The 12597-nt window shown below is 75.4% G+C and carries 11 protein-coding genes; 7 read left to right on the plus strand and 4 right to left on the minus strand.

The features are described 5' to 3' along the window. Positions 1 to 9: 9 nt before the first annotated feature. Positions 10 to 2610 carry a SpoIIE family protein phosphatase gene (locus RDV89_RS03425; RefSeq protein ID WP_315731313.1) on the minus strand — a complete coding sequence of 867 codons (2601 nt, stop codon included), beginning with the start codon at positions 2608 to 2610 and terminating at the stop codon, positions 10 to 12. Positions 2611 to 2822: 212 nt separating this feature from the next. Between RDV89_RS03425 and RDV89_RS03430 the strand changes: the two genes are divergently transcribed. The 3 genes from RDV89_RS03430 to RDV89_RS03440 are packed head-to-tail and all read left to right on the plus strand — an operon-like array spanning position 2823 to position 4187. Further along, on the plus strand, positions 2823 to 3293 hold the full coding sequence (locus RDV89_RS03430) for an ATP-binding protein (protein ID WP_315731314.1): 471 nt from the start codon (positions 2823 to 2825) through the stop codon (positions 3291 to 3293). Between the two features lie 4 nt (positions 3294 to 3297). Next, positions 3298 to 3834, plus strand: coding sequence for a putative immunity protein (locus tag RDV89_RS03435; protein WP_315731316.1), 537 nt, complete (start codon positions 3298 to 3300; stop codon positions 3832 to 3834). Further along, positions 3831 to 4187, plus strand: a complete 357-nt coding sequence (locus tag RDV89_RS03440) for a TraR/DksA family transcriptional regulator (protein ID WP_315731317.1) — start codon at positions 3831 to 3833, stop codon at positions 4185 to 4187. The genes RDV89_RS03435 and RDV89_RS03440 overlap by 4 nt, the downstream gene beginning before the upstream one ends. Before the next feature lie 21 nt (positions 4188 to 4208). On the opposite strand, the gene RDV89_RS03445 is transcribed toward RDV89_RS03440, so the two are convergent. Next, on the minus strand, positions 4209 to 4505 hold the full coding sequence (locus RDV89_RS03445; protein ID WP_315731318.1) for a hypothetical protein: 297 nt from the start codon (positions 4503 to 4505) through the stop codon (positions 4209 to 4211). Positions 4506 to 4593: 88 nt separating this feature from the next. Further along, entirely contained in the window at positions 4594 to 5847 is a 1254-nt protein-coding gene (locus tag RDV89_RS03450; RefSeq protein WP_315731319.1) for a multidrug effflux MFS transporter, read from the minus strand. Between the two features lie 36 nt (positions 5848 to 5883). Here RDV89_RS03450 and RDV89_RS03455 point away from each other — a divergent pair, with 36 nt between their 5' ends. After that, positions 5884 to 6342, plus strand: a complete 459-nt coding sequence (locus tag RDV89_RS03455; protein WP_315731320.1) for a MarR family winged helix-turn-helix transcriptional regulator — start codon at positions 5884 to 5886, stop codon at positions 6340 to 6342. Positions 6343 to 6371: 29 nt separating this feature from the next. On the opposite strand, the gene RDV89_RS03460 is transcribed toward RDV89_RS03455, so the two are convergent. Continuing rightward, positions 6372 to 7076: a FadR/GntR family transcriptional regulator gene (locus RDV89_RS03460; protein ID WP_315731321.1), complete on the minus strand. Its 705-nt coding sequence runs from the start codon at positions 7074 to 7076 to the stop codon at positions 6372 to 6374. 89 nt (positions 7077 to 7165) lie between these two features. Here RDV89_RS03460 and RDV89_RS03465 point away from each other — a divergent pair, with 89 nt between their 5' ends. The 3 genes from RDV89_RS03465 to RDV89_RS03475 all read left to right on the plus strand — a co-directional run bounded on the left by RDV89_RS03465 (position 7166) and on the right by RDV89_RS03475 (position 12506). Then, positions 7166 to 8722, plus strand: a complete 1557-nt coding sequence (locus RDV89_RS03465; RefSeq protein ID WP_315731323.1) for a carboxyl transferase domain-containing protein — start codon at positions 7166 to 7168, stop codon at positions 8720 to 8722. Positions 8723 to 8769: 47 nt separating this feature from the next. Continuing rightward, positions 8770 to 9930, plus strand: coding sequence for an MFS transporter (locus RDV89_RS03470; protein WP_315731325.1), 1161 nt, complete (start codon positions 8770 to 8772; stop codon positions 9928 to 9930). Between the two features lie 101 nt (positions 9931 to 10031). After that, positions 10032 to 12506, plus strand: coding sequence for a BNR repeat-containing protein (locus RDV89_RS03475; protein ID WP_315731327.1), 2475 nt, complete (start codon positions 10032 to 10034; stop codon positions 12504 to 12506). The last annotated feature ends 91 nt before the right edge of the window (positions 12507 to 12597 follow it).

The raw sequence follows: 12597 nt of genomic DNA on the forward strand, positions 1-12597 counted from the left end.
ACGGGACCGTCAGCCGCGCAGCCGCACGACCACGAGCGCCACGTCGTCCTCGGTCCAGCCGGGCAGCTGACGCCGCAGCACCTGGTCGGCGACCTCCTCGAGCGAGGCGTCGGGCGAGGTCGCGAGCACGGTGTCGCGCAGCCGCTCGAGACCGACGTCGAGCACCTCGCCGCGTCGCTCCACGAGGCCGTCGGTGAACAGCAGCAGCACGGCGCCGGGCGGCACGTCGACGACCGACTCGGCGCGGCTCTCGTCGTCGGTCGGCAGGCCGAGCATCCGGTTCGCCGGGGTCGACCACAGCAGGCGGGCGGTGCGTACGCCGTCGTCCCCCGGCTCCAGCAGCAGCGGCGGCGGGTGCCCGGCGTTCGCCCAGCGCAGCCGCCGCCAGCCGGGGCCGGCGTCGGAGGGCTCGAGACGGGCGACCACCGAGGTCGCGATCGTGTCGACGGCCAGCGTCTCCATGGCCCGGTCGACGCGCTCGAGGAGGGCGGCGGGCCCGTCCCCCGTGGTCGCGGCGATGCCGCGCAGGAGCCCGCGGACCTCGCCCATCTCGGCGGCGGCGACGGTGTCGTGGCCGACGACGTCGCCGATCACGAGGGTCAGGGTGCCGTCGGTCTGCTCGAAGGCGTCGTACCAGTCGCCGCCCACCTGCGCCGACTCGGCAGCGGGCTCGTAGCGCACCGCCACCTCGAGGTCCGCCGGCTGCGGCGGGGCCGTGAGCAGGCTGCGCTGGAGGCCCTCGGCGAGCTTGCGCTGGCCGGCGTACAGGTTCGCGTTGTCGAGCGCGAGGCCCGCGCGACCGGCCACGTCGGCCAGCAGGTCGAGGTCCTCCTCGCTGAAGGAGCCGCGCTCGGCGTCGCGGAAGACGGTCATGAGCCCGGAGAGCCGCCCGCGGCCCTGCAGCGGGAGGACGGCCACGGCCGAGGGGGCGAGGTCGCGACAGATCTGCCCGGCCTCGCCGGGGCGCAGGATCCCGACGATCCGCTCGGTCGCCCCCGACGGGACGACGACCGGCTCCTGGCTGACCAGCGCCTCGGCGACGAGCGAGTCGTCGGTGAGCGCGGGCACCCGCAGCTGGGCGTACCGCTCCACCATCGTCCGGCGCTCCGGGTCGCGGTGCCACCACCCGATGTCCCGCAGCCGCCGTCGCCAGCCGCGCTCGGAGCGCGGGTCCGGCGGCGGGCTGCCCTCGACCAGCGTCACCACGCACCAGTCGCCGAGCCCGGGCACGAGGATCTGCGTCAGGCGGGCGACGGCCTCCTCCTCGTCCAGCGTGGCGGTCAGTGCGCGCGTCACCTCGGCGAGCAGCTCGCTGCGGCGGGCGGCGCGCTCCAGGACCGCCCGCGCCTGGTGCCGCTGCGTGACCTCGATGAAGTAGACGGAGAGACCGTCGGGCACGGGCCAGCAGCGCACCTCGTACCAGGCGTCCAGCGGCGGCGGGTAGTACGCCTCGAACGCGGCCGGCTCGTCGGAGTCCATCGCGCCGCGGTAGCTGCTCTCGAACTCGGTGCCCACCGCGTCGGGGAACAGCTCCCAGATGACGTGGCCCACCACCTCGGACCCGATGGCGCCCAGCAGGCGCCGCGCCTCGGGGTTGGCGTAGCTGAAGCGCCAGTCGCGGTCCAGGTGGAAGAACGCCGTGGGCATCGCGTCGAGGGTGCGCGCGACGCGGGCCTCGCCGTCGTGCACCGCGGTGGTGTCGTACGCGGCGCCGACCACCCGCGCCGCGGTGCCGTCGGGCCCGGCGATGGCGTGGCCGCGGGCCGAGACCCACCGGACCTCGCCGTCGGGGCGCACGACGCGGTACTCCGCCGCGTACCCCCCGCAGCTCTCGATGGCACTGGACAGCGCGAGCCCCACGCGATCACGGTCCTCGGGGTGCACGCAGGCGTTGAACGCCTCGATCGTGCCGCCGAACGACTCGCGCGTGTGGCCGAACAGCTCGAGCAGCCGCTCGTCCCAGCGCAGCACGTCGGTGCGCAGGTCCCAGTCGAAGGCTCCGACACCGGCGGCGTCGACCGCGAGCTGCCACAGCACGCGGTCCTCCTCGTAGGTGGACTCGAGGGCGGCGAGCTCCAGCTCGGTCATGGTCGGGCCGGCCAGCTCGGCCAGCAGGCCGACCTCCTCCGCCGTCCACGCCCGCTCGCCGGGGCTGAACACGCACAGGGCACCGACCACGTGGTCGCCGGAGTGCAGCGGCACCCCCAGGTACGCCCCCACCGCGCCGGACCGGACCGACGGCAGGTCGCGGGTGCGCGGGTCGGCGGTGGCGTCCGGGATGACGACCGGCACGGCGGCCTCGGTCGTCACGGTGCACAGGGAGTCGGCGGACGGGGAGCGCTGCCCGACCGACGACGACGCGTCGCCCGCGCCACCCATGACGGTCTGGTCGTCGGCGATCACCGAGACCTGGGCCGACGACGTGTGCAGCAGCCGGGCGGCCAGCTCGGCCAGACGGTTCAGGGAGGGCAGCCCGTCCGCGCGGGCGGCGAGGCGCCGGGCCTGCTCGACGCGGGCGGACTCGCCGCTGCTGCGCGCGGAGCCGAACGGACCGGACAGGTCGGACGAGCCGGACGGGCGCCGACGCTCGGGGAGGGAGGCGTCGCTCATCGAGGTGCGCCGGACGACGTGTCCGACAGGTGCTGCATCATCATCGCCACTTCCCTCACCTGCGCCGCGGACGTCCCGCGGAGCTCCGGGGCACATCGTCGCACGTCAGCGGTGACGCGGCTGCCGTCGTGGGACGGGAGGGCCGGGGCCGCGGGACGTGCGGGCCCCTCCCCCGGCCCGCAGGCGCCCACGGTCTCGCTAATCTGGCCCACGTGCGTCTCGGTTCCGACCTCCAGCAGCGCCCCGACGGGGTGCGGCACGAGGGTGCTGACCAGGCCTGGGTCACCGAGGACCTCCCGCACGCCACCGACGCCGGCACCCGCAGCCGCCACCTCCTGCGCGCGGCGCTGGGCGACGACGGCCTCGGGCTGCACCCCGCGCTCGTCGCGGACGTCGTCATCGTCGCGGGCGAGCTCGTCCTCAACGCCGTCGACCACGGCGCGGCCGGGCCGGTCGGCACGATCCGCCTCGCGTGGCGACGCACGACCACCCACGTGGAGGTCAGCGTCCTCGACTCCGGGAGCGGCCCCTCCTTCATCGGCGACCAGACCGGCGTCCACGACGACGAGGCGCCCCGTGGTCGCGGCCTCCTCATGGTCGACGCCATCTGCGACGCCTGGCGCGTCGAGCGCGACCCCATCACCGAGTCGACGCTCGTGACGGCGTCGCTGCCGCTGCGCTGAGCCCGTGGCCGACCTCGACCTGACGGTCGACGAGCTGCGGGCGGTCACCGCGTACGCCCTGGAGACCGCCGCCGAGCTGCTCGACGTCTTCGAGGCGGCCCACCCGGACGACCTCCGCCCGCGCGAGGCGCTCGCGGCGGCCCGCGCGTTCGTCAGCGGCGCCCCGCGGGGCAACCGGCTGCGGGTCGCCGCCGTCGAGGCCCACCGGGCCGCCGCGAGCGCCGACGGCGAGCCGGCGCGACTCGCCGCGCGGGCGGCCGGGGACGCCGCGGCCGCCGCGTACCTCCACCCGATCGCCCGGGCCACGCAGGTCGGGCACGTCCTGCGCGCGGCGGCGCTCGCCGCCCGCGTCGCCGAGCTCGAGGCCGGCGACCCGGCCGCGGCCGAGGAGCGCCTGACCCGTTCCGCGGCTGCTGCGGAGCCTGTCGTCGTCGCGGTCCTGCGCCGCTACCCGCCGGCACCGGACGGCCGCTCCCGGGTGGCCGAGCTGGTGCGCGACCTCGACAAGCGGCTGCGCGCCCGCCGGGACGGTCCGGCATGAGCGAGGAGGGGACGACCGGTCCCGCCGCCCCCGCCGCTGCCCTGCGCGCGGAGCGGGAGCGCGTGGCCGCCCGGATCCGGCGGCTCGAGGCGACGCACGCCGAGTTCGTGAGCGCGAGCCGCGACAGCAACGCCGACGACGAGCACGACCCCGAGGGCGCCACGATCGCGTTCGAGCGCGCCCAGGTCGAGGCCCTGCTGCGGGAGGCCGTGCGGCGGCTGGCCGACGTCGACGAGGCGTTGGCGCGGGCCGAGCGCGGCGGCTACGGCGTGTGCACCGCCTGCGGGCGGCCCATCGACCCCGAGCGACTGGCGGTACGCCCGTCCGCCACGCGCTGCGTCGGCTGCGCGTAGGTGACGCGCCCCGTGCCCCGCTCAGGCGGCGCTGAGCGGCAGGTCCGCCGCGCGCACCTCGCCGAGGTGCGAGTCACGCCAGCGCAGGCGCACCGTCGGTCTCGTCGCGCCGGCCTCGACGGCGAACGCCGACGACACCGAGGTGCCGCCCTGCGCGAGCCCGCGCACGGCCCGCCCGACGGCGATCCACCGGGTGCCGCGACCGGGCACCAGCTCCACGTCGAAGGCCGTCCCGGCGCCCTGCAACCGGGTGACCGTCACCCGGGTCGCCAGCGGCGTCCCGACGACCTCGGTCGCCCACTCTTCTTCCCAACCCATGACACACGTCCCCTGTCCCCCGAGACAGCGGGTCCGGCCCCACGCCGGACGTCGCAGCCACCGCCCCCACGACGGTGGTCCCACCCGGTCAAGTCTGGCGCACCGGGGCCACCGCGTCCCACTTTCGGGTGACCTGGTCCCGACCGGCGGGCCGCAGGAGGGCGTACGCGCCCGCCGCGCCGGCCGTGCACGTCGCGACGGCGACCGCCATCCCCGTGCCCGACGCCGCCGCGTCGTGACCGACGAGCCCCATCGCGAGGACCACGGCGCCGGTCGCGGCGTACTGCACCACCCCCAGCAGCGACGCCGCCGTCCCCGCCGCGCCGGGGTGCGCGGCCAGGGCGAGCGAGGTGGCGTTGGCGAGCACCGGCCCGAGCAGGCCGACCACGGCGAACAGCGCGACGAGCAGCACCGGCAGCGGAAGCGCCAGCACGACCGCGGCGAGGACGCCCAGGCCGGCGACGGCGCCGCCGGCGAGGCTGAGGCCGAGCAGGCGCTCCGCGGTCGCGGCCCGGCCGACGAGGAGGGCGTTGACGTGGCCGAGCAGCGCGATCCCGGAGGCATTGACGGCGAACACGACGCTGTACTGCTGCGCGCTCAGGCCGTGCAGCGTCTGCAGCACGAACGGGCTGCCGGAGATGTAGGCGAACATGGCGGCGAACATCAACGCACCCGCGAGCGCGTACGCCCGGTAGCCGCGGTCGCGCGCGACCTCGGCGAACGCCGCCGCCACGGCCCGCGGCCGGGCGGGACGGCGTCGCTGCGGCGGCAGCGACTCGGGCAGGCGGGCGAGGACGACGACGAGCAGGAGCGTGCCGCCGACGGCCAGGACGGCGAAGCACGAGCGCCACGACGCGACGAGCAGGAGCTGCCCGCCGACGATCGGCCCGAGCACCGTCGCGACGCCGTTGACGAGCATGAGCGTCGAGTAGAACCGGGTCATCTCGTCGCCCTCGAAGTGGTCGCGCACGACCGCCCGGGCCAGCACCGTGACCGCGGCGGCGCCGAGCGCCTGCACCGCCCGGGCCCCGAGCAGCCAGTCGACCCCCGGTGCGGCGAGGCAGCCGAGGGAGCCCGCGACGAAGGCCACCATCCCGGTCACGAGCAGCGGCCTGCGCCCCCACGCGTCGGAGAGCGGCCCGACGACGACCTGGCCGACGGCGAGGCCGAGGACGAACACCGTCACCGTGAGCTGGAGGAGCCCGGGCGTCGTGCCGAGGTCGCCGCTCATGGTCGGCAGCGCCGGGAGGTACAGGTCGATCGCGAGGGCCGGGAGGGCGCTGAGGACGCCCAGCAGCGCCACGAGCCGCCCGGGGGATGCGACCGGTCGAGTTATTGTCACATAATGATCCTGCCATAACTCTCGTAGGATGCCCGCATGCCCCCGCCGGATCCCGCAGTCCCCGACCCGGACCACCTCCTGGCCGAGCTCGCCGACCTGGTGATGAACGTGGGGCGCCTCGTGCGTGCGCGCACCCCCGCCGACGCCGAGGCCGTGCCGCTGACCGAGACCGAGCGGGCCGTCATGCGGCTCGTCGACCTGTTCCCCGGCTCCTCGCCCAGCGAGATCTCCGCCCGCGCCCGGCTGCAGCGCACCAACGTGAGCGCCGCCCTCCGCTCGCTGGAGACGAAGGGCATGGTGACGCGGTCCGCGTCCTCCGGCCGGGGCGTGGCGGTGACCGCCACAGCCCTGGCGGGCCGCAACCTCGAGCAGCTGCGCGCCGCCTGGGCCGCCAGCCTGCGTCCCGCGCTCGGCGACGACGAGGACGCGGTGCGCCGCGGCGTCGACCTGCTCGCGCGCCTCGAGGCGCGCCTGGTCGACGACGGCGAGGGCTGACGCCCCGAAGCCCCGACGACCCGGGGAACTCAGTCGCGCAGCAGCGCGACGTCGCTGACCATCATGATGTGCGCGTGCATCGCCGCGGCCGCGCCGTCGGCGTCGCCGGCCGCGATGGCGTCGGCGACCGCACGGTGCCCCGCCAGCGAGTTGCGGGGACGCTCGGGCTGGGCCAGCGACTCGATCCGGCTCTCGCGGATCAGCTCGCCGATGGTCGCCATCATCTGGGCGAGCAGGGGCGAGTGGGCCGCTCGGGTGACGGCGCCGTGGAAGCGCTCGTCGGCGTGGACGCCCCGGCCGCCACCCTCGATGTCGCGCTCCATGTCCCGCAGTGCGGCGTCGATCTCGGCGAGGTCGTCGTCGGTGCGTCGCTCCGCCGCGAGGCGGGCGATCTTGGTCTCGAGCGCGTCGCGCGCGTCGATGACCTCGGGCAACCGGTCGGCGTGCGCCCGGATCGCGCTCATCACCGGGGCGGAGGCGGCCTCGGCGCCGGTGAGCACGGTGCCGTCGCCGTGGCGCACCGCGACGACGCCGACGACCTCGAGGGCCACGAGGGCCTGGCTGAGCGTGGCGCGGCTGACCCCGAGCTGCACCGCGAGCTCGCGCTCGGGCGGCAGGCGGTCCCCCGCGACGAGACCCTCGGCGGCCACCCAGGCGGTGATCTGCTCCGCCACCTGCTCGTAGAGCCGCGTCCGCGCGACCCGGCCGGGCAGCCGGGGTTCCGAGGCACTCATGCGCCGCACTCTATTGACAGTTCCACTGTTGACCTATTGGCTAGGCCAATCAGCCATTGGTACAACGGACCAACGAGAGGCCCGCGCGCATGACCACGAGCTCCGCCGACCGCACCCCCGCCCGCCTGTCGGCGCCCGAGCTCGTCGCGACCGTGCTGGACCCGGGCTCCTTCGAGTGCTGGGACATCCCCGTGGACACCTCCGGCTGGGACGAGGACTACCGCGCGCAGCTCGCCCGCGCCTCCGAGCGCACCGGCCTGGACGAGTCGGTCCTCACCGGCTGGGGCACGGTGGGCGGTCGCCCCGTCGCGGTCGTCGTCAACGACTTCGGCTTCCTGGCCGGCTCGATCGGCGCGGCCACCGCCGCCCGGATCGTCGCGGCCGTGCGTCGGGCGACCGACGAGGGCCTCCCCCTCCTCGCCAGCACGTCCTCGGGCGGCACCCGCATGCAGGAGGGCACGCCCGCCTTCGTCGGGATGGTCGACATCACCCGGGCGGTCATGGACCATCGGGCCGCCGGGCTGCCCTACCTGGCGTACCTGCGCCACCCCACCACCGGCGGCGTCCTGGCCTCCTGGGGCTCGCTGGCCCACGTGACGCTGGCGGAGCCCGGCGCGCTGGTCGGGTTCCTGGGCCCGAAGGTGTACGAGGCGCTCAACGGCGAGCCCTTCCCCGCCGGGGTCCAGACTGCGGAGAACCTGGCCGCCCACGGCATCATCGACGCCGTCGCCACCGCCGACGAGCTGCGCGGCCTGGTCGACCTCGCGCTGGCGACGCTGCTCGACGCGCCGGTCCCGCCACGCCTGCCGCGGCCCGACGCGCTCTCGGCCGCACGCCCGGTGCGCGCGGTCGACGGCGACCACACCGAGCCGCCGACCGCGTGGGAGGCCGTCACGGCCACCCGGGCGGCCGAGCGACCGGGCGTACGCGAGCTCCTGCGCCTCGGCGGCTCCGGCACCCTGCGTCTGCGGGGCACCGAGCAGGGCGAGCGCGACGGGTCCGTCCTGATCGCGCTGACGCGCCTGGACGGGCAGCCCTGCGTGGTCGTCGGCCAGGACCGGGCCCGCCAGACGCCGGCCACACCGATGGGCCCGGGCGCCCTGCGCGAGGCCCGGCGCGCGATGCGGCTGGCGGAGGAGCTGCGCCTCCCGCTGGTGACGGTCATCGACACCCCCGGCGCCGAGCTGTCGCAGGAGGCCGAGGAGGGCTCGATCGCCGGCGAGATCGCGCGCTGCATCGCCACCATGACGACGATGACGGTGCCCACGGTCGCGCTGCTGATGGGCCAGGGCTGCGGCGGCGGGGCGCTGGCCCTGCTCCCGGCCCGGGTCGTCGTGGCCGCCGGCAACGCGTGGCTCTCGCCGCTGCCGCCGGAGGGCGCCAGCGTGATCGTGCACGGCACCCCGGACCGTGCGGCCGAGCTGGCCGCCCGCCAGCGGGTACGCGCCCACGACCTGCTCGCCGACGGCATCGTGCACACCGTCGTCGAGGAGCGGACCGACGCCGAGCCGGCCGAGCTGGCGACCGCGCTGGCCGCCGAGGTCGCGCACCACCTCGACTGGCTGACCACCGGCCACGGCGCGGCCGTCGTGGCCGGCAGCACGGGTGGGGCGGGCCAGCTGCTGCGCTTCCCCGGCGCCTGGTAGGCGACGCGCCGCGGCGGGCGCGCCGACGGCTCCCTACGATGGCGGGCATGCCCGGCCGCCCCTCCCCCGCGGTCCTGCTGCGACTGACGACGGGCACCAGCAGCCTCGACCGCTACGTCATGCCGCCGATGCTGGTCGCGATCGCGGCCGACCTGGGCGTCTCGCTGGCCGACGTCGTGGCCGCGGCGGGGGCGTACTTCCTCGTCTACGGCCTCACCCAGCCCCTGTGGGGATTCGCCTCCGACCGGTTCGGGCGGGTCCGCACCATGCGGGTGACCCTGGCGCTCGCGGGGGTGTGCTCGCTGCTCTCGGCCCTGAGCCCCACCGTGGCCGCCCTGGCGGTCGCGCGGGCGCTGGCCGGCGGGTTCTTCGGCGCCGCCTACCCCTCCACCCTCGTCTACGTCGGCGACACCGTGCCGCCCGAGCGGCGCCAGCGGCAGATCACCGGTCTCATGGTCGGGGTGGCGCTCGGGACGGCACTCGCCTCGGTCGGCGGCGGGCTGCTCGCCGACGTGGCGACCTGGCGCGCGGCGTTCGTCGTGACCGGCACGGCGTCGGTGGTCCTCGCGGTCCTGCTCGGGGCGCTGCCGGAGCCGGCCTCGGACCAGCCCCGACCGCGACCGATGGCGGCGATCCGCGCGATCCGCCGCACCCCCGTGGCGCTCGTGGTGCTCTGCTTCGCGCTGGTCGAGGGAGCCGTCCTGCTCGGCGCCCTCACCCTGCTGCCCGCCGCGGTCGAGAGCGGCGGCGCGAGCGCCACGGTGGCCGGCGCGGTGGCCGCCGTCTACGGCGCCGCGGTGCTGGTGGGCTCGCAGGTCGTCGGCCGGCTCTCGGCCACCTGGCCCCCGGCCCGCCTGATCGCGATCGGCGGCTCCTTCGCGGTGGTCGGCAGCCTGCTGGTCGTCGTGGCCCGCTCGCCGTGGTCGGCCGTGCTCGCCGCGACCTGCATCGGCCTGGCGTGGACCTCGATGCACTCGAGCCTGCAGACCTGGGCCACCCAGGTCGTGCCCGGCGCGCGCGCCACGATGGTCTCGTTCTTCGCCTCGGCGCTCTTCGTCGGCAACGCGCTGGGCGCCGCGCTCGTCGGCGGCCTGGCGGAGGCCGGCCGGTTCTGGGTCGTGTACGCGGGGTTCGCCGCGCTCGCAGTGCCCCTCACGGTCCTCGCGACCTGGCGCCGCGCACGCTGGAGCGACCCCGACGCGGCCTGACCGGTGTCGCTGAGGTCGGACCACAGGGGTGACAGCGGTCACACCGATGTGGAAGGGTGGGCGGCGTCCCCGATTAAAACGATTTGATCCGGAGCCACCGCATGCACCTCAGATCCCTCCCCCGGCGACGACGCCGGGCGTCCGCCTCCGGCACGGTCCTCGCGACCGCTGCCGCCGTCGTCGTCGGCCTGCTCGCGACGGGCACCCCCGTCGCCGCCGCCGAGCCCACCGACGACGCGGAGACCGTCACGTTCACCGACGACTTCGAGCGCGCGGCCGGCGCCGTCGGCAACGACTGGCGCGCCGCACGGGGCGAGTGGCGCATCGACGACGGGGAGGTGCGCAACGCGGTCAGCGGCGCGCAGAACAACCTCCTGGTCCAGGACGGCGTCGACCTCGGCGCGTCCTGGAGCGTCACCTCCGACCTGCGCGTGGCCCCGTACTCGCCCGCCACGGGTCGCGAGTGGAGCGGCATCGCCGGCAACGTCCAGGAGACGTCGCCCGGCCAGTTCTCCTACTACCTGCTGCGGCTCGCGACCGCCGCCACGTCCGGGTCCCCGACCACCGGGCGCTGGCACCTGCTCAAGATGACGAACAACACCACCATCCAGGTGCTGCGCGAGGGCACCTTCACCGGCGACGCCTCGCGGCCCGGCCACGCCGGCGTCACCGCGACCCTGTCCCGCGAGGGCGACGAGCTGACCGCCACGGTCGTCGCTCCCGACGAGACCGTCGTCATCGACGAGACCGTCCCGGTCGAGCGCGACATCATGCTCGTCGGTGGCCACGCCGGCCTCTACACCGTGACCGACAACCTCCGGGCCGACTCCTTCGGTGTCACCACCTCGACGCCCGCGGTGAACCCGCCCGGCCCGCTGGTGTGCGACGAGCCCGAGGGGCAGTACACCTTCCCGGAGGCCGACAACGAGGTCCTCGAGACCAGCGAGCTCGGCATGACGTGGGCCGGCATGTTCGTCGTCCAGGACCTGCTGACCCGCGGCGACGACCAGTACGTCGGCTTCTACGACGTCGACCGCAACATGGTGATCGCCCACCGCACGCTGCCCGACGGCGAGTGGACCTACCGCGTGCTCGACGAGCGCATCGTGTGGGACAGCCACAACTACATCTCGCTCGGCCTCGACCGCGACGACACGCTCCACGTGTCCGGCAACATGCACAACGTGAACCTGCGCTACTTCAAGAGCGCGCCGGGCGGCGACATCACGACGCTCGAGCGGGTCACGACGATGGTCGACCCGGCCACGGAGAACTCCGTGACCTACCCGGAGTTCGTGAACCGCAAGGACGGCAGCCTCGTCTTCAGCCACCGCAACGGCGGCAGCGGCAGCGGGGTGACGTACTTCAACGTCTACGACGAGACCACCGGCTCCTGGTCGCGCCTCGTCGACGAGCCCTTCTTCGACGGCCTCGGCTCCGACGAGAACCCCGACGGCACCTGGAACTCCTACTTCCAGGGCCCCACGCTCGGCCCCGACGGCATGTTCCACCTCGTGTGGGTCTGGCGCGACACCCCCGACGCCGCGACGAACAGCATGCTGACCTACGCGAAGAGCGAGGACCTCGTGAACTGGGTCGACGCGAGCGGCGAGCCGCTCGAGACCCCGTTCCGCTACGGCGAGGGCGACGTCGTCGACCCGATCCCGGACCGCGCCGGCCTGCTCAACGGCAACGCCCGGATCGGCTTCACGGCCGACGACGAGATCCTCATCAGCTACCACAAGTACGACGAGGACGGTCACTCGCAGCTCTACGCCGCGAGCCCGGCCGACGCCGACTGGCAGATCAGCCAGATCAGCGACTGGGAGGGCCGCTGGAGCTTCGGCGGCGGCGGCACCCTCATCTTCGAGGTGCAGATGCTCGGCTCCGAGGTGCTCGCCGACGGCAACGTGCAGGTCAACTTCCTGTGCAGCGGCGCCCGTCAGAGCATCGTGATCGACCCCGACCTGCAGCCGATCGCGCAGACGGCGACGCCGGACCTGCCGGGCGACCTCTCCGAGGTCCGCACCGAGTGGGACGGCGCCGAGGGCCTTCAGGTCAACGTCACCCGCGACCGCGGCGACGTGCCCGAGCCCGCGACCGACCGGGGCCGCTACGTCCTGCGCTGGGAGACGCTCCCGGAGAACCGCGACCTGCCGCGCGAGGAGTGGCCGCGGGGTGGCAGCACGCTCTCCGTCGTGCTGCTCGGCTCGGCCGTCGAGCCGGAGCCCGAGCCGGAGCCCGAGCCCGAGCCCGGTTCGATCGGCACCTACCAGGCCGTGAAGGCCGCAGCCCCCTACCGGTACGCCGGCGTGGGCAAGCCCAAGCGCCTCGCCGTCTGGTACGGCGGCCGCGACGACGCCCGGATCACCGGCCGCGTCTACGTGTCCACCAGGGCGCTCGGCTCGGACGTCGTCACCACGACGTCGTACTGGTACGACGGCTACGGCCGCAACGTGTGGACCCCGTGGTTCACCCAGCGCGGCACGCACCAGGTCTCGGTCTCGTTCGTCCCGAGCGACCCGACCTACCGCGGCGGCAGCACGTCGTACTGGCTGTGGGTCTCGAACCCGTAACCACCCCCGCACGCAGCGACGCCCCGTCCGCCGGTCCGGCGGGCGGGGCGTCGTGCGTGGAGCAGTTCCCCGCGCCCGTGATTCCACTGGG

The organism is Nocardioides imazamoxiresistens (genome assembly GCF_032378595.1).
Lineage (GTDB): Bacteria > Actinomycetota > Actinomycetes > Propionibacteriales > Nocardioidaceae > Nocardioides > Nocardioides imazamoxiresistens.

Bases quoted from the DNA above. Each gene is read 5' to 3' on its own strand.
- RDV89_RS03425 (WP_315731313.1), bottom strand. From the start codon at position 2,610: ATGAGCGACGCCTCCCTCCCCGAGCGTCGGCGCCCGTCCGGCTCGTCC.
- RDV89_RS03440 (WP_315731317.1), top strand. From the start codon at position 3,831: ATGAGCGAGGAGGGGACGACCGGTCCCGCCGCCCCCGCCGCTGCCCTG.
- RDV89_RS03445 (WP_315731318.1), bottom strand. From the start codon at position 4,505: ATGGGTTGGGAAGAAGAGTGGGCGACCGAGGTCGTCGGGACGCCGCTG.
- RDV89_RS03455 (WP_315731320.1), top strand. From the start codon at position 5,884: ATGCCCCCGCCGGATCCCGCAGTCCCCGACCCGGACCACCTCCTGGCC.
- RDV89_RS03460 (WP_315731321.1), bottom strand. From the start codon at position 7,076: ATGAGTGCCTCGGAACCCCGGCTGCCCGGCCGGGTCGCGCGGACGCGG.
- RDV89_RS03465 (WP_315731323.1), top strand. From the start codon at position 7,166: ATGACCACGAGCTCCGCCGACCGCACCCCCGCCCGCCTGTCGGCGCCC.
- RDV89_RS03470 (WP_315731325.1), top strand. From the start codon at position 8,770: ATGCCCGGCCGCCCCTCCCCCGCGGTCCTGCTGCGACTGACGACGGGC.
- RDV89_RS03475 (WP_315731327.1), top strand. From the start codon at position 10,032: ATGCACCTCAGATCCCTCCCCCGGCGACGACGCCGGGCGTCCGCCTCC.